Annotated in this window: 19 protein-coding genes; 2 read left to right on the plus strand and 17 right to left on the minus strand. The window is 47.3% G+C overall.

Annotated elements, in window-relative coordinates; genetic code table 11:
* Window positions 1–163 precede the first annotated feature (163 nt).
* From FYJ64_RS08475 to FYJ64_RS08535, 13 genes are all read right to left on the minus strand, one after another.
* Window positions 164–1,051: a hypothetical protein gene (locus tag FYJ64_RS08475; protein WP_154574723.1), complete on the minus strand. Its 888-nt coding sequence runs from the start codon at window positions 1,049–1,051 to the stop codon at window positions 164–166.
* A 14-nt stretch (window positions 1,052–1,065) separates the two neighbouring features.
* Window positions 1,066–1,287, minus strand: coding sequence for a hypothetical protein (locus FYJ64_RS08480; protein WP_154574724.1), 222 nt, complete (start codon window positions 1,285–1,287; stop codon window positions 1,066–1,068).
* Between the two features lie 197 nt (window positions 1,288–1,484).
* Entirely contained in the window at window positions 1,485–3,095 is a 1,611-nt protein-coding gene (locus tag FYJ64_RS08485; RefSeq protein ID WP_154574725.1) for an amidohydrolase, read from the minus strand.
* Window positions 3,096–3,109: 14 nt separating this feature from the next.
* Window positions 3,110–4,516, minus strand: coding sequence for a branched-chain amino acid transport system II carrier protein (locus FYJ64_RS08490; RefSeq protein WP_154574726.1), 1,407 nt, complete (start codon window positions 4,514–4,516; stop codon window positions 3,110–3,112).
* Between the two features lie 253 nt (window positions 4,517–4,769).
* Window positions 4,770–6,209: a sigma-54 interaction domain-containing protein gene (locus FYJ64_RS08495; RefSeq protein WP_154574727.1), complete on the minus strand. Its 1,440-nt coding sequence runs from the start codon at window positions 6,207–6,209 to the stop codon at window positions 4,770–4,772.
* Window positions 6,210–6,225: 16 nt separating this feature from the next.
* Window positions 6,226–6,582: a DUF1304 domain-containing protein gene (locus FYJ64_RS08500; RefSeq protein WP_154574728.1), complete on the minus strand. Its 357-nt coding sequence runs from the start codon at window positions 6,580–6,582 to the stop codon at window positions 6,226–6,228.
* 263 nt (window positions 6,583–6,845) lie between these two features.
* Window positions 6,846–7,022, minus strand: coding sequence for a hypothetical protein (locus tag FYJ64_RS08505; protein ID WP_154574729.1), 177 nt, complete (start codon window positions 7,020–7,022; stop codon window positions 6,846–6,848).
* 104 nt (window positions 7,023–7,126) lie between these two features.
* Window positions 7,127–7,753 carry a flavodoxin family protein gene (locus tag FYJ64_RS08510; RefSeq protein ID WP_154574730.1) on the minus strand — a complete coding sequence of 209 codons (627 nt, stop codon included), beginning with the start codon at window positions 7,751–7,753 and terminating at the stop codon, window positions 7,127–7,129.
* 55 nt (window positions 7,754–7,808) lie between these two features.
* Window positions 7,809–8,177, minus strand: coding sequence for a fluoride efflux transporter CrcB (crcB, locus tag FYJ64_RS08515; RefSeq protein ID WP_154574731.1), 369 nt, complete (start codon window positions 8,175–8,177; stop codon window positions 7,809–7,811).
* A 44-nt stretch (window positions 8,178–8,221) separates the two neighbouring features.
* Window positions 8,222–8,386 (minus strand): hypothetical protein, encoded by a 165-nt coding sequence (locus FYJ64_RS08520; RefSeq protein WP_154574732.1) that lies wholly within the window; start codon window positions 8,384–8,386, stop codon window positions 8,222–8,224.
* Window positions 8,387–8,423: 37 nt separating this feature from the next.
* Window positions 8,424–9,863 (minus strand): alanine/glycine:cation symporter family protein, encoded by a 1,440-nt coding sequence (locus tag FYJ64_RS08525; RefSeq protein ID WP_235897154.1) that lies wholly within the window; start codon window positions 9,861–9,863, stop codon window positions 8,424–8,426.
* A gap of 113 nt (window positions 9,864–9,976) precedes the next feature.
* Complete coding sequence (locus FYJ64_RS08530; protein ID WP_154574733.1) at window positions 9,977–11,638, minus strand: M20/M25/M40 family metallo-hydrolase; 1,662 nt, start codon at window positions 11,636–11,638, stop codon at window positions 9,977–9,979.
* A gap of 144 nt (window positions 11,639–11,782) precedes the next feature.
* Window positions 11,783–13,429 carry an amidohydrolase gene (locus FYJ64_RS08535; protein ID WP_154574734.1) on the minus strand — a complete coding sequence of 549 codons (1,647 nt, stop codon included), beginning with the start codon at window positions 13,427–13,429 and terminating at the stop codon, window positions 11,783–11,785.
* 218 nt (window positions 13,430–13,647) lie between these two features.
* On the opposite strand from FYJ64_RS08535, the gene FYJ64_RS08540 reads away from it, so the two are divergent.
* Window positions 13,648–14,364, plus strand: a complete 717-nt coding sequence (locus FYJ64_RS08540) for a helix-turn-helix domain-containing protein (RefSeq protein WP_154574735.1) — start codon at window positions 13,648–13,650, stop codon at window positions 14,362–14,364.
* Window positions 14,365–14,623: 259 nt separating this feature from the next.
* Here FYJ64_RS08540 and FYJ64_RS08545 read toward each other — a convergent pair whose 3' ends face one another.
* From FYJ64_RS08545 to FYJ64_RS08560, 4 genes are all read right to left on the minus strand, one after another.
* A complete protein-coding gene (locus FYJ64_RS08545; RefSeq protein WP_206045604.1) occupies window positions 14,624–15,016 on the minus strand; it encodes a flavodoxin family protein in 393 nt (130 codons plus the stop codon).
* A gap of 154 nt (window positions 15,017–15,170) precedes the next feature.
* Complete coding sequence (locus FYJ64_RS08550; protein WP_235897155.1) at window positions 15,171–15,644, minus strand: HD domain-containing protein; 474 nt, start codon at window positions 15,642–15,644, stop codon at window positions 15,171–15,173.
* Between the two features lie 51 nt (window positions 15,645–15,695).
* On the minus strand, window positions 15,696–15,962 hold the full coding sequence (locus FYJ64_RS08555; RefSeq protein ID WP_154574738.1) for a hypothetical protein: 267 nt from the start codon (window positions 15,960–15,962) through the stop codon (window positions 15,696–15,698).
* Window positions 15,963–15,975: 13 nt separating this feature from the next.
* Window positions 15,976–16,509 carry a GNAT family N-acetyltransferase gene (locus tag FYJ64_RS08560; protein ID WP_154574739.1) on the minus strand — a complete coding sequence of 178 codons (534 nt, stop codon included), beginning with the start codon at window positions 16,507–16,509 and terminating at the stop codon, window positions 15,976–15,978.
* A gap of 335 nt (window positions 16,510–16,844) precedes the next feature.
* Between FYJ64_RS08560 and FYJ64_RS11370 the strand changes: the two genes are divergently transcribed.
* On the plus strand, window positions 16,845–17,039 hold the full coding sequence (locus tag FYJ64_RS11370) for a hypothetical protein (protein ID WP_206045605.1): 195 nt from the start codon (window positions 16,845–16,847) through the stop codon (window positions 17,037–17,039).
* Window positions 17,040–17,244: the final 205 nt, after the last annotated feature.

A 17,244-nucleotide genomic window follows, 5' to 3' on the forward strand; every position in this document is an offset into this window, starting at 1 on the left:
GGCATCATTATCGCACAAAAAAAAGGCGCTTACCCTGCAACGGGTGCGCCGCTTTTCTCTATATGCCGATTTTGCACGCCGGGGCGATGCGCATGACATGTGCATGAACTATGCGTGGTATGGACAGTTTACCCATGTCGACGCATGCACTGCGCATCGTGTTTCATTTGTATACAAAAGAATCCCTGATGACCTCGATATCCCGGGGGTCGGCGTCAAGAATCTCTCCGCTCTCCGTCCGGAATACATATCCCCTGCCTTCTCCGGATCGACGCGGTTCAAACGTCCCGGTGTATTCCTTTCCCATCCACAGAATGCGGCAGGAACTTCTGCGCTTCATCAGATACATCTGCACATGCCGGTCGTCGGTGGAGAAGAACCGGTCGTCTCTGTAATCGTTGCTCACATCCGGACGTCCATCCGCCGGACAGATCCTGTCGATCGCGTAGTCGGACAGCTGAAGCTCGATGCGCCGGACGATATCCCACACCAGCTGTGAATTAGGGTCATCCGGAGGCAGAACGTTTTTCAGATACTCTGTCATTGCGTATACCTCTGTGAGATTCAGCGGCAGGAAAATGGGATGAAGCGTCGATTCGTAAAAGACTCTGCCGTCTTCGCGAGTCTTCGTGATCTTAATCTCCGCTCCGAAAACCTCCAGTCCGTTCTCGAGCGCCTGCAGATCTTCCCGTCTGGTCCGTTCGTCGATATGAAAGTGCTCGTCGATCTCCCTCAGCGTCCGCCTCTGCTGCAGAAATTTGGCCATCTCCAGCTGTCTCATGAATGCATAATCGTAGAAGGACACATCGTACAAAGGCGATTCGACCTCAACGCCTTCCGTCCTCCGCAGATAATCATAAAAAGCGACAATCAGCGCCCTGGTGGTTTCCTTACGGGACCGCAGCGTCAGAACATATTCATCAATCTGCACGGTATCTGTCCACCGCTCCATCCTTCGTTCGAGGTTATCATAAAAGCGTTCCGGATTGTGGGAAATCATATACTTTCCCTCCGTCCTCCAGAAGTTAACAAAACTCTCATGCAGGCTCATTCCGTCACCTCCGGTCAGGCAGAGACCAGCGCCGTGCACAGGGCAGCCACCAGAATCACAGGAACCACGATCCATCCGATCAGGAAAATTCCCAGTCCGAGCATGCCGATGATGAGCAGCGGAGCCAGCAGAATTCCCATCACCACATACGCCGCCTTGAACAGAAATACGATTAATTTGAAGATAATAATCCCGACGGCAAACAGTAATATTACTGAAAACAACATTGTAAGCATAATCGTTCCTCCCTTGTAAAACCTTGAGTTTCGAGCAGATCACCCTTCCGGTACAATAATGATATCCCATCTGGCGCCTTTAGTAAACAGAATTCTGCGCCCGTCCCTCATTTCAGATACGCTTCACATTTCTCAACGCATCACAAAACGCCTCCGGCGTCCTTGGACATCGAAGGCGAATACCGTGCGAATTCAGATTAATTCTGACCGTGTCTGCTGTAAACTTTCTCCCCTCTGATATACGTCTCATCAACTCTGATCTGATCTATTTCATCCGGATCTGCGGTCATGATATCATCAGACAGTATTATGAAATTCGCTTTGAAGCCTTTCTTCAGCTGTCCAGTTTCCCGAAATCCGGCAGCAGCCGCAGCCTCCTTTGTATAGAGGCGGATTGCCGTTTCAACATCAATTCTCTGGTCCCGGCCGCAGTCAGTTCCATCATAGGCCTTCCGCGTCACTGCACTTTTAATATTAGGAAAAGGATCCGACGGAACCGCCCAGGATGTTGCCGGCGCGTCTGTGGAAATCGAAAGATGTACGCCCGCATCCAACATGTCCCTGACAGGATAGCATTTCCGCATACGTTCCTCCCCGAGATTCTTCAGATAGCTTTCAATCTCCGCATACATGAAGATCGGCTGTGTAACGAAGGCTACCTTTTTTTCGGCCGCCTTCCGCACGGCTGACTCTGAGGGTTCTGTAACATGTTCAATGCGGACATAAGGAACGTCCTCCGGCGTCCATGAGGCCTCAGGATATATAAAATCCAGGACGCGATCGATGGCTTTTCCGCCCATGGCGTGAACTGACAGCTGCAGCCCGTGAGCTTTGCAATAATCAATCGCCGTTTTGATCTGTTCATCTGTACACACTGAAATTCCACATTCATTTGTTCCGAGATAGGGTTCATTCATCCATGCCGTTCGACCTGATACACTTCCGTCGCCAATAAGTTTCAGCCCCGCAACAAAGATTTGCCGGTTTCTGTCGAGTCGTTCCGCAGGAATTTGAAATTCCGGATCATCATAGTAATACTCCCAGAAATAATATACAGCAACCTCCTGACGGAAACCCTTCTTCTTCGCTTCAGCAAAGAATCGGTAGTTATCCACCTTTTCAATCGCTCCCATATCGGCAACCGCTACAATTCCCTGAGACGCCAGTAATTCGCCAAGCGCTGTCAGATTTTTCACCTTACTGTTAAAATCGTCCTCCGGAATAAACGGTGTGATGAGGTTCCGGGCATTTTCTTTTAAGACACCTGTGGGCTCACCATGCTCATCCCTCTCAATCTCTCCCCCCTCGGGGTCCGGCGTATCCTTTGTAATACCTGCAATCTCCAGCGCCCGGCTGTTCACACAGCGAATATGCCCACAGGTGCGGAGGATGGAAACAGGTGCATCCGGACTGCCTGCGTCCAGATCATAACGGTTAGGCGAACGTTTCTCTGCGAATTTGCCTTCGTCATATCCCCAGCCCTGTATCCACTGTTCCCCATCCTGCCGTGACCGGAATTCAGCAACAGCCGCTGTCAGTTCTGCAATCGAATTCACCGCCGGCGGCAGTGCGGAAATCTGTGTACTGAAATCCGCAAGCATTACAGGGTGCATATGCGCATCAACAAATCCCGGGAGCACCCTCCTGCCCCCCAGATCAACTTTAGTGCAGTCGGCGACTGAAGGGATATCCTCCTCGCGGCCGACCCATTGAATCCTGCCATCTTCCACAATCATTGCATCCGCATGAAATGCTTCCGGATCGGAAGTGAAGATTTTTCCGTTCAAGTATGCTTTTCTCTCTGACATTTTTCCCTCCTGGTTTAGAATTCTACGCTTGTATCATCACGATATTCTGCCGATGTCGCACATTCCCCGGCCTTTTCATCTGCCGCATAAGGCAGACTCTCTTTTCCCAGGATTTTGTAGATTACAGCACCGATCACAAATCCTGCCACAGACGGAATCAGCCATGCGAATCCGCTGGACGCAAACGGTATCATGCCGAGGAAACGATTCATTACATCAAGATTCATCCGGATCAGCCCTGAAGCCTTTGCTACATTCAGAGCATCAAAGAACGCCATAACAAAGCTGACGATCACTGCTCCCTTCCAGGCGCCGTCATTCGGTACAAATTTGCGAAACAGACCCAGAAATGTCATGACGACACACATCGGAAAAAGCAGGGTGAACAGCGGTCCGGAAATAATCAGCACATTAGCCACCCCCGAAGAGGACACAAGAAACATTATTACTGTCAGCATAAGCGCTGCCTTTGTATAGGGAAGTTTTCCCCGGCTCCAGTCCTCAATCCACTCACCAACCGTTGCAATCATACCAATAGCCGTTGTCAGTGTTGCGAAGATTACTGCGAGCGACAGAACCACAAGTCCGCCATACCCTGCTAATCTCTTTACAAGGGATGTCAGAAGGAATGTCGTATCCACATCAAGTCTGTAAATCGATGTTCCCTGTGCTCCCAGGTATGCCAGGCCTGCATAAATGATAAAAAGAAGAATGAATCCAGTGGCGATGATTCCAAACATCATTCTGCGGGTTTCTACCTTTTCCCTGTATCCCTTCTGTCGGAAGGTTTCAATGAAAAGCCCCGCAACAAGAATGCCTGTGCCGATATCCCCTGTGTTATATCCGGTCTTGAACGCATTGATAAATGATTCTCCCGGGCTGCTCATAACCCCGCCGTGTATAGAATCAACAGGATTGACTATGGCAAGAACGATTACGATCAGCAGAGTAATCAGTAGCACCGGCGTCAAATAGTTGCCGATTTTGTCAATCACATTCGATTTATTCATGGCAAAGTAATATGCGACAGCGAAAAACACAAACAGAAAGGCTACTCTTCCTGCAACAGGAATCTTGCCGAAAATACCTTCAAACCCTGCCTCAAAGGCAACTCCTCCGCACCGGGGAACCGTTCCAAAGCACACGATCAGAATACCCAGCGCCATGAACAGTCGATGCCACCAGGGAGTGACATGCTTCATCATATCCTCCAGGGTATTGCCCACATTCCCTACAGACGCCACCGCCAGCATCGGAAACAAAATTCCCGAGAGGGCAAGTCCTATGATCGCAGGAAATATCTGCGCCCCGGACTGAAGGCCGATATACGGCGGGAAAATCAGATTTCCCGATCCGAAAAAAATTGCAAACATTGCAAAACCAACGACAACAACGTCCTTCATTCTCTGTTTCATTTTCATCCTCACTTTCGATTATTTTCGAATCACATTTTCTCCAATATGATTAGCAGTATGTATGCCAAACTCGCCAGTCAATGAAAGAAAATTCCCCCGAATCAGAAAAGCCGTTGGAATTGCAGCAATAAAAAACTCCGCCGGCCCGGCGAAGCTCTCAATATCGTCTCTGCGTCTGTTTTATCGTTTGAAAAGGATAAAATATTTTTTAAATTCTTTTTCATCTTTTTAAAAATATTTTTTAAACGCCGCTGCAAAATTATTTTAACCCCAGTTTGCGTAAATGATAATCCAGCCTCTGTGGAGACATCCCCAGCAATCTCCCCGCTGCAGTCAGCGTTTTACTCTGTTGAACCGCACGTTGAATGATGAGCCTTTCATACTCCTGCAGTGCGGATGACAGCGTTCTCTGTCCCGACAACACCTGATTGATGTTTTTGTCCGCCTCTGTAACCAGCCGCTCCGGCACGTTTCCTTCACAGACCGTATGATCATTGCCCGGATGTTTTTTCTGTCCACGTTCCCTTTGCTGCCACAGAGCAACCCGTTCAATCAGATCAGGGATTGAGTCCATCGTAATCAGTGTGCTCTTTTCAATGTTAAAAGCATTTTCGACAGTATTCTTCAATTCACGAACATTTCCTGGCCAACACCATTGGTGAAAAAAATCACGCGCCATCTGGGAGAGTCCCTGAATATTCTTATGCATTTTATGATTGAAATAATCAATATAATACTTTGTAAGCAGATCCAGATCATCTGCTCGCTCCCTTAACGGAGGAATAGTCAGATTTACAACGGCGATACGATAATAGAAATCTGATCGCATTCTTCCACTGTCGATCAGAGCTGAAGGAGCTTCATTCGATGCGGCGACCACACGAACATCGAACGAAATATCCTTTTCTCCGCCGATACGCCGGACCCTCTGCTCTTCTATAACCTTTAATAATTTGGCCTGAATATCTAAAGGCATGGAATTCACCTCGTCAAGGAACAGCGTGCCGCCATCTGCGAGCTCGAACAATCCCGCTTTTCTTTCCGCACCGGTGAAACTTCCCTTCTCTGTGCCGAAAAAAATGCTTTCCAGCAGACTGCCGGGAATTGCCGCACAGTTTTGTGTGACGAACGGTCGGTCTCTTCTCTTTCCGAGATCATGCAGCGCCTCAGCAAACAGTTCCTTGCCGGTTCCTGTTTCGCCGTACAGGAATACTGCCGAATCGCTCTTTGCGATTTCAGAAATTCTCTTTTTCAGGCGAACCATCCCATCATCACCGGTGACGATGCGGTTCAGCGCATCGCTTTCCAGACACACATCACTGCATTCTCTCTGCTTCTGGACCTTCACTGTCCGGACGATATCTGCCGCGCCCTGAATATCCCCGGTTTCATCTCGAATCGGACATGTAGTTCCCGATATTATCAGATCAAAGTCCCTGTAGACCAATCGCTGTTCATTCGTAACAGACGATTCCCCCGTCTGCAGCGCCTTCACTACAGTGCTGTTTGTTTCGTTAAGATTTTCATATATGTCACAAATACTCTTTCCGACCACCTCGTCCGCAAAATTCCCCAGGTTCTCATCGCCTTTTTTGTAATACTCCAGTATCCCCTCTTTATTAAAAATCATCACACTCTGCACCATCCCGTCATTTTTTGTTCGGATGATACGGAGAATCTCCTGAATATAATTGTTCATCAGCCTACCTCTAATATCAGAAAAGCCCGGAAATCAGCGTCAGGATTGCCAGTCCGCCCTGCATGAGTATGATCCGGGGATTGCTGGTGATACTGCCGTAGAGCGCTACAAGCACAATATAGCCCATCAGAAGCATGACCGCGGTTTTACTGACAAACAGAAACGCAGCCAGCAGAATCAGCACCGCAAGCAGGCCGTTGTATATACCCTGATTTTTGAACAGAGTATTAACCGACTTCCGTTCCAGTTCGTCTCTCTCCATCCCGAAAACCTTCGATGTTCTTTCCGATGCCGTCGCAAAGGTCTCAAGATACATGATATACAGAAATTCCAGCGCTGTCAGCGCCGCCAGTACTTTTGTGAGTATCGTCATTCTCTGTCCCTCCTGTAATGCAAACAGTTTCTGCTTTTTTCCGGATTGGTCTTCAGTTCTGTATCAGTCGGTCTCTCAGCTTCCGTTGCGTTTGCCATGCTTTCACGCCCCTTTAGTCATAGTATTATATCCCACGACATGCTTTTTTGCAAGCAGCGGCATGCACAAAACACGACGCACATAAAAAACCAGCAAGACTGTCCCTGCCGGTTCTGCATTGCATTTTGCGGTTTGAAATTCGAAAAACCGAAAGTCCGCCGGCATCACCCCTCCGACGAAGTGTCCGAAGTCTCCGCGAGAATAATCGCCTTTCCGCTGTTTGTAACGGAAAACGAAAGCACCTTGAAACCCGCTCCCGCGATCTCATTCGCTTTTTCCTCCACCGCTTCGGCCATTTTGGAGGTCTGCGGATTGTAGTCGATAACAAAAGTTTTATACATGACAAATCTCCTCCTTTCTCGAAAGATACCAGATCAGAGAAGCTTCATCTACCCGGAAAAGGAAAAAGGAATATCAAATCTTTGTAAAAGCGGGACATTTCCGTCTACCGGCCGCCGATGAAATCCGTAAAGACATCTGTCACTGTTGCGGGCGCGCCGTATCTGTCCTTTCCGTCTGCAATAGATTTAATCATAAACGCCATATTCAATGCGAGGTTGCGAACAGTCTGCAGTCCCTCTTCATCCCTGTAGACGTCTTCTTTTGTATAACCATGCACATCGTTCCAGTAGGACGACGGTGCCGTCGGCATGCCGCAGATTCCAAAGAACTGGTTCAGCGCCTCAAAGGTCGCGCTGTTTCCGCCGCGCCTGCAGGAAACGATGGACGCGCCTACCTTCATGCGGAGATCCAGGCCGCAGCTGTAGAACAGACGCTGAACAAAGGAAAGAATTGTGCCGTTGGGGTTCCCGTAATAAACCGGAGAACCAAGAATCAGGCCGGACGCTCCTGCCAGCTTGGGCGCAGTTTCGTTGACCAGATCATTAAAGACGCATTTCCCTGTTTCCTTGCACTTTCTGCAGGCGATGCACCCACGGATGTCTCTGCTCCCGATCTGCAGCTCCTCCGCCTCAATTCCCTGCTCCGCGAGAATCGCTGCAGCCTCCTCCATCGCTGTATGTATACAGCCTGCAGGATCCGGGCTTCCGTTAATCATCAGAACCTTTGCCATAAATACCTCCAAACCTTGCCTGAACTATAAATCATCATCCCACGCTTATCGCGCCCTACCTCGAGAATACGACCTGAGGCAGTTCCACCGCCAGAACCCCGAGAATCATGCTGGCAGCAACATAAACGATCGCAGTCGCCGTCCTTCCGTTCGCCACAAGCTCGCTGGTTTCAAGCGCAAAGGTCGAAAAAGTCGTGAATCCGCCGCAGAGTCCCGCCTTGAGGAGCAGTTCCACCTGAGGACTGAAATTTTCGTGCTCCGCCACCATAGCCGCCAGAAAGCCGATCAGAAACGCGCCCGCCACATTGATAACGAGCGTGTTGACAGGGAAAGCCGTATGCTCCCTGACCGGAATAAGACTCACCAGGTACCGGAGCACCGAACCGACAAAGCCCCCGCACCCCACCAGCAGACAATTGTACATAATAAAATTCCCTCCGTTTCCGACACGGCTGCGGTGTCTTCACACTATCCAATCAATTTTTCAATCGCTTCTTCCTTTGTGGCGACAAAGAATGCGTTATTTCCTTTTCTATTATAGGACAGGCTTTTGACAGTCGCAAGCGTCTGTCGGGATTTAGCGCAAAAGGAGCATCCGCAGATGCCCCTTTTGCTCATAATTTCTCTTATCATATGTAGTATGATTCGCATTACAATTTATCTTACTGCGTTACTTGTTTGCCTTCCGAGTTTCCTTAGCAGCGATATCGGCCAGGTAATACTTACCCGGAGTACTGTAGTACTCATTTTGCAGTTCTTTAACCTCCTTCACCATAAAAATGACTCCAATCATATTCAGAATAACAATGATTGCCATGAAACCATCCAGAATCATGTACATAGTGGTTACATTGGAAAATGCACAGGCAATTGCAATGAAGATAGGATACACAAAAACCCATACTTTGGAGAATTTCAATCCAAACAAAATTTCTGCCTGAACCTGCCCGAAAAATCCCGCTGAAATGATTGTGGAAAATACGAACAGGAACACCGTCACCGCAATGAAAATAGATCCGAAACTTCCGAATACGCTAGAAAATGCAGCCAGTGCCAACTGACTGGAATCTAGTCCTTTTTGCGTCCAAACACCAGAAGCCAGTACAGCAAAAGCGGTGATACTGCATATGATGATTGTATCTACAAATACTTCAAATATACCAAACTGTGCCTGCCGAATCGGATGATCTGTTTCCGCAGTACAGTGTCCGGCGACAGTGGAGCCCACACCTGCCTCGTTGGAATATACGCCGCGCGCAGCACCCCAACGAATGGCCGCCATAACTGTGGCACCGGTAAATCCACCAACAGCCGCATGTCCAGTGAATGCATCTTTAAAGATCAATATAAAAACCTTGGGTATTTCTGTTACATTGGCAAAAATAATAATCAAGGCTCCTGCCACGTACAAAACTGCCATTGTAGGCACCAATATATCTGTTACACTGGATACCCGCTTGAACCCGCCTGCCAGAATTACACCGACCAGAATCGCAATAACCAAACCACTGATAGTCTGATTAGCTCCAAACGCATTGAATTGAGATGCAGCAGATACGCCTTGCGAGGCCAGCGAAGGAACGAGTTCAATCATAAAGAAGAATGCGTATCCGATGCCGAAAACAAGACCGATTTTCTTGCCAAGCCCGCGCAGATAATAAGCAGGCCCACCAATCCACTCTCCATCTTCATTCCTACGACGATACTTGATTCCCAGTGCAACCTCACAGTACTTGGTACACATCCCGAGGATTGCCAAAATCCAAATCCAAAATACTGCACCGGGGCCTCCTAATGCAATTGCCACCGGTACGCCAACGATATTTGACGCGCCTACTGCACATGCCAACGCAGCCAGTGCACCACTAATGGGCCGCACCTTCCCCTCTTCCTTCTTGGCAAAGAATTGTCCAAAGGTCTGACCCATGGCATAGCCAAAATGACGTATCTGAGGAAATCCCAGATAGCAGGTAAGAAACAACCCTCCTCCTCCGATGAGAATCAGGATCGGAACGCCCCAAAACCAATTTCCAAAGTCCTGAATCAATTGCAAAATAACCATAATTGCTCCTTTCTCGTGATATGATTGCGTATTCCTCATATTCAACATTTTGCAATATAGCAAAATGTAAGATATCAATTCTCTATAAGGTTCAATTCGCCTACTCCCGACTCAGAACAACACAACCCCGTTGTCTCATTCCATACAGACGAAGTTTTCTGCTATTCCAATAACCGAGTCACTACCTCGTAAGTAATATTGGGCACATTTTGGAATGTATGACGCATGTCCACTCGCTCTGTCAGCATATGACCGTCATGACCGAACGTACCAATGTTTACCACCGGAACATCTACCTGTTGTATCTTTTCTACCGGATGGCTGTACTTGACTCCGTACTGAGGCATATTGGCAATCATTTCCTGAATGGCCAAAGTATCATCGCAGACAGCCATAAAACTAGAGTCTGAAATGTACGGATAGAACATCCTGGTCTTTATTTGCCTATCAGCCTCAGGTCGAATCTTCTCAATGGCAGCCTCTACTGCATCAAGAAGCGCTTTTTCTTTCTCCGTGCGCCCAGTCATTTCTATTCTGGCACTAAAGATGGAGCCGAAATACACAATAACGGCTGGAGATTTGTCCTCAGACCATTCCCACGCTTCCTGGATAACACGCAGCCCGAACAGCCGTAAATCCAGAGTAGGATCTTCTCGATGCAGCCTGACCGTGAAGTCACGGATGGCAGTTGTAAAGGCCTCCCCATGTTCTTCTGCCAGCATGTTGTAAAACTCACTCCACGTATAGACTTTAGTCTCCCACGGAAGCTGACAGAAGTCTACCTTACTCAGCTCACAAAATCGTCGGTACTGATCGTTCAGATAATCGATAGTTTCATCGAAAGCCTTTTCCGCAATACTTCTGCTCTTGTCCAACACTACGGAAGGATCCCATCCGTGGGTGAAAAAATTATAATATCCCAATGCCGTCAATGCAGTCTGTACCGTATAAGATACTTTGGTATCCATCTGCTTCAAAGAAATGGGCGGTATTGTAACTTCCCCATGAGCAATATCACAGAGTTCCGTGTTTAAGGATATCTTTCGAGTTATGTTCGCCAGGAGCAAATTCGGGTCAAATGCGCTGAAAGCCTGACCTACGTGAGCTTCCTTACCGAACACTGCGAAACAGGGCAGAAGTTTGCCGATGCTGCCATAATACACATAACGGTTTTCATCCCCGGGCGCATAGTTGGTTGAATAATCTGCATTGACACAAGCCACATACTCAAACCCCTCAGTCCGTTTCAGTTCCGCCAGGATATCTAATGCTGTAATAATGCCTTTAGAATTATCCTCCTCATCACACTCAGCGATAGCCAACAAATTTCCATTTAATTCCTCGGGATGCTCTGAGAAGTACTGAATCAGATACATATGCCCTGCAACTCCGGATTTCATATCCAGTACACCACGTCCGAACATATACTCTCCAGATTCTATGTCATCAATAACTTCCTGAGATAGTACAAATGACTCCCGCAGTTTTTCCGGTAATTCCCCACACCGAAAAGCATATTCTCGAATCGTACCGAAATCATCTACCCCTACGGTATCAATATGTCCAATGAGAATCACAGTTCGATTCGAAGTTCCCTTAGTGCCCTTTACATACGCCATAGTGCTGTGACGTTCCACAAAGTCTTCTTTAGTCTGAAAATAATTCACCTGATTTGGATATTTCCGGAAATACGGCAAGGATAAGTAGAAATCTCGCACATAGCGAGCCACTGCACTCTCTCCCCCTGGCTCCTTATTAATACTGGGGATTGCCACCATATTCTGTGTAAGTTCCTTCACACGCTCATACGAATTAAGATTCATGTTCTCCCTCCTTTCCTGACTATCCAATTCTGCTTTGTACGGGGATCCTGTCTGAGCGCATTCCTTGTACGAGGATTAAAGTCCCCGATCTCGCGCCGTCCCTGAATCGTGAAATGTTGTAATTGCATTGTTTCAGCATATAGACTACTGCCGTTCATAAGTTGTACGTCCGGCCAGGTAAGTATGCAACACCTGGATATCTTTGATTTCATTTTCCTGAATTTGGAAAATATCACGGTCGATAACCACCATATCAGCAAATTTACCTGTCTCGATAGTACCCATAAGATCCTGTTCTCCCGCAGCATATGCCACATTCTTGCAGTACATGCTGACAGCCTCATAAACAGAAACCTTCTCTGCAGGATGGTAACCTCCCGGGGGATATTCGTTCATGTCCTGACGGGTTACAGCTGCGTAGATACCGAGCCATGGGCTGAAACTTTCCACCGGTGAGTCTGACCCTCCTGCGAGAATAATCCCCTCATCCAAATAAGTTCTCCAGGTATAACTCATTTCTGCCCGTTTCTTTCCCACCCGCTCTTCAATCCAGTGAAGATCTGTCATGAGAAAAACAGGTTGAATATCTAATACGACTGGAAGTTTCTTCATCCTTTCGATTAACCCCGGTGTAGCCATCTGTGCATGAATTATCCGAAAAGGAAGGCGCATATTTTGTTCCTCCTGAGTCATACCGTCTTTACGCCCCTGCTCAAGGCAATATTCCACCGCACTTAATGTAACGTCCAGTGCCTGATCGCCGATGCAATGAGTTGCGGGCTGCAGGCCATGACGATAGGCCTCGTACATTCGTTCTTTCAGGCCTTCGGGAGTAATTACCAGGATGCCGCTGTTCCCGGGATCGTCACTGTAATCGTCATAGAGTTTAGCAGATCTGGATCCTAATGAGCCATCGGAAAAACTTTTAAAACTTCCCAAATGCGCCGTGCAGTAAGGATCATTCCGCTCTTTTTCCGTAATTTTCGGTTTTTCAAACATGTAATCCAGGCACACCGTCATACGCACCGGCAGCTCTCCCCGTTTGCTGCGAGCTGCATAATCCTCAAAATCCTCATCATAATGCCAAATTTCCGCGGCATAAGTGTGCATCATGGTGAGGCCATAACCGGCTGCCAGTTCTAGCCCTTTTTTCATGCAGGCCTCTCTGGTATCGGGTACCAAAAAGGGATCCGGGATCAGATTATCATAAATTTTGGATGCCTGCTCACGAAAGACTCCAGTGGGCTCACCATCCTTATCCAGTTCCACCAGACCTCCGGGACCAAAGACATATCCGTTGGTTATCCCTGCACGTTCCAGAGCCATCGTATTTGCCACCGCCGTATGCAGACAAACTCGCTTAATTACAATGGGATGCTCCATGCTGGCCTGATCCAAATCCTGACGGGTCGGCAGCCTATCTTCACTATCAGACCATTTGGACTGATCGAAATTAGATCCTTTAATCCACTCCCCCTTGGGGGTTTCAGCTGCCCGTTCGCGAAGTAGTTGCAGGGCTTCTGCCTTGGATTTCGCTTTACCCAGGTCTACGGTAGTATAAGTCTGACAAAAAGCGAAAAAATGCAGATGGGAATCCCCCATTCCCGGCAGAACAGTCTTTCCTTCCAAATCAATGACTTCAGCACAGTCAAATTGCTCCCGAGCCTGTTCTTCGGTTCCTACATATGCAAATTTCCCATCCTTAATCACTACTGCTTCTTTACAAACACCCTCTTCTTCCATGGTATATATCTTACCGCCGTAAAATAATGTATCCGCTTTCTTTCTCATGGTTTGTATCCTCTCCACATAATATACAGTTCTTTGTCAAGGTCATTATATCGCTGTAATAAAATTTTGACAATTCAGCTATATTTCCCGCGGAGAAACATTTTGTTCTGAATCGTTTCTTGACAATAGAATTTCTTGACTATAGAACTTAACTTTTGTATAATTCAAAATATGTTAGAGAATTAGAGTCACATGTGATTTTTAGGACACACAGTACTATGGAGAAAAATGTTGCAGCTGAAATCGGAGCTCAGATCCGCTATCTGCGGAAATTACGTCATATGTCAATGGAGGATCTGGCAAAATCCATATGTAAAACTCGGTCCACCGTTTCCAAATATGAAAACGGGCAGATTGCTGTTGATGTGGTGACCCTTTATGACATCGCCAACGCCTTGAATGTAAATGTGTTTGATCTAATGCACCGCAACAAAGTGGAAACAAATCATTCTCCGGAGGATGCTGAGGTTCCAGCCTTCTTCCGAAACGTTACCCAACTGCACTTGTATTTTTTTGATGGAAGAGTTGACCGTTCTCAATACACTGTTATAGATATTTTCCCTCAGGAGAACCATCCCAGTGAGTCAGACGTGCTCATGTATATGAACGTCAATGATCCAGCCCATTACAAGGTATGTGAAAGTACCTTCCACGGTAAACTGAACCATTACGGCACTATCAGCAATATGCTTCTGCAGAACGATGACATGCCCATGGATCTGTATCAAATCACTATTCCATCTCCTTATATGGATGCCGATTACAAATGGGTCCTGACCTACGGCATTTCCTGTCGCCCATTGATGCCTTCTGCCGCCAAACGTCTGCTCAGCAAACGGCCCATGGATATGAACAAAGAACTCATCCGTGAATTAAAAATCTCTAAGGAAGATATCCGCCTGATGAAGCATTATAACATGTTCGTTATGCTGTAGCCTACACAATCCCAACAGAAAAAAGGGCGGAGGCCTTTTTCAGCATTTTTTCTCAAGGGTTCCTTCCGCCCGTCCTATAACGAATCCGTATTTGTGCCGGAAGGTCTCGGATATTTTCTAACCTTCGTCCGCCTGATTGATATAAGGAAAACCGTCCATTTTCAACCACCCCTCCAGGTTCAAACCCTGTCTCCATAAAATACACCTGCTTGCTGAACGCATAACAGGCGTATTTTTACGCTCTCCGGCATCGGTATCATCAGAGAAATTTCTTTGCGAATTTTTCTGCCTCTGCCTGCTGTTTTTCGTTAGGCTTCCCGCGGAAATACAGCGTTTCCTCAGAAACCCTGATCCCCTGCTTTTTCAATTCCTCCCGGATCAGGTCGAGCGCATGTTTGGAAACCCATGACGTGGAAAATACCACCGCTTTTGCAACATTCTCCTTCTTCAGGCTTCTGATATACTCTTTCAGATTCGTATCTATCCCATATGCATATAATGCGCCCCCGATGAACAGGACGTCCACAGGTTCCCGGACTTCCGCATCCGCGGCATCTACAGAAACCGCCTGCGTGCCTGTTCCTTTCGCAATTGCCTCTGCAACCAATCTGGTATTCCCTGATCTTGAATAATATCTCACTGCGGATTTCATGATAAAAGCTCCTTTCATTTTTTACAAATATATTTTACTAAATATTATTTTATTCAACCTTAATAATGATTCTATCCGGTTCATAAGAAAAATCAACTGATAATCTGCACAATATCTCTCATAATAAGAGAAACCAGCGAAAGTCTCTCATTTGTCACAAGATCCCGAACACCGCTTTTATCAGCCTCTTACCGGATTCCGTTTTCGCAGCCTTCTCCAGAAATTTCCGGATACTCTGTCCGGAGTATCCGTTTTCGGAAGCGTTTGCGATGTAGTCAGCCTCAACGAGAATCTGCCAGTCGGGACCGTCAATCCCCTCAAGGGTATGGTGATGTCCAACCAGAAAAGCGACCCTGTCAATCTGCGTTTCTGTCATCCCGGTGTTTGCCAGAAATTCCCTCACCAGCGGCCCGCCTTCCTTCTCCTGGTTTTTTCCGTCAGTATTCCCATACTTTTCACGGCACAAAGGACAGGCGATATCATGTGTCACAGCAGCGACTTCAAGAATAAACTGACGTTCATTGTCCAGCCCCTCCAGTTCGCCTATCGTCTTCGCATATGTCCACACCCGTATCAGATGGTCTATATCGTGAATGTTGCCGTCCGAACAGGTAATCATTTTTTCCATTATTGCCGCAATCATCCTTACACTCCCTTTCATCGATGCGATCAACCGTTACTATTTGTCGATCCACAGATGATGCTTGTCATAATATTCGTCTTCATCCGGGGCAGGCATCCTGACATTCATAGCGTCCAGCTCCTCCGGCTTGTTCATTCCCGTCACGCTGCCCGGCAGGTCATTCGCAACCCCGACCGGAGGAATGCTCCCCCTCACCGGTTGTTTTGTTACCAGCCGATAAACAAGTCCCCCGACGACAATTCCCGCTATCAGAAGCAGAAACCAGTAATCCAGAAGAAACAACAGTATTTTCATTATTTTCATTTGTACTCACCCCTTATCGTACCACCTTTTCAAACCGGAACATCCCGGCAGGGAACTGCTCATCCTTGTCCTGTGCCATGTCAGGATCGTTCGGATCGGGATGATGGCTGTTATAGAATTCCACGATGTGAAAACCGCAGCGATTCACATAAAAGTGGATATTCCTTTGTTCAAAATAAGGTGTAACAGTCTCCCATACCCTGACTTCCGGATGAAGTCTCTCCACTTCACACCAGGCGGCGTAACCGATTCCTCTGCTGTGAGCATGCGGCGAAACAAACAGAAGCTCCAGTTCGCCCTCATCGCCATCGACCTTGATGACAAGCCCTCCAACCGGCTTCCCGCTCTGCATGATTCGATACGTCTCGCCATCTCTGACAGACATCTCAATCGTCGCCCGCGATATAATCTGTTCATCCTCTTCAAAGTGATTGTCGCGCAGACCGAATTCTTCCAGGGCTCCAAAATTAAAGGCCTCCTGATTATCCCGCACAAACCGGTTCAGTTCCTCCGCTTCCAATGGCTTCAGTTCAATACAATTCATCATTGATCCTGTGCTCACCGTCATGCCGCTGTATAACCTTTCTGCTTTATCATGTCCTGCGATATATTTTCTTTCATACTAACACACTTCAGTGACGGATTCTATAACAAAACAAAGGGAAATTACGCCGCACAAAGTTCATTCGAATCGCATTGACTCTCTTGAAAGCGGATGATAATTCCGGCAGAATTATAGCAGAATTATGCAAAAGGAGACTGGCCTATGATTATTAAATCCTCCTCTGCGCTTCGGAACGATTACAGCATGATCTCCGATCTGGCACATGATGAGGCTGAGCCTATCTATATCACAAAAAACGGCGAAGGCGATCTGCCAGTGTGGCTAACCTTGCGATTCTTGAATCCGCGCAACGGGAACTTGAGGAAATCGCCAAAATCCACATGAATCTCGCGGGCCAAATTCCGCAAAAAAATTCAACGAACCTGATTCTGGGTACGCTTTCCGGTTCGGAACCGTTTCCGCTATCAGGAGCGCAGCGCTTCAGCGCGTGGCGCTCTACGGTCAGGGTTTGATTCCCTTTTTTTCTGTTCCACGAAAAAAAGACATCCTTTTCGGGATGTCTTTTTCGTGGAGCGGGCGAAGGGAATTACGGTTCTAAAAAATATGTTGGGGTGGCTCACTGTCTGTGAGCCATCTTTAGATTGAAAAAGTAAGAGCATCAAATACCAAAATCCTGTAGAATAAAGCTGCGAAACAAAACCCTCAGGAGGTAATCAA

Source organism: Hornefia butyriciproducens (assembly GCF_009695915.1).
GTDB lineage: Bacteria > Bacillota > Clostridia > Peptostreptococcales > Anaerovoracaceae > Aminicella > Aminicella butyriciproducens.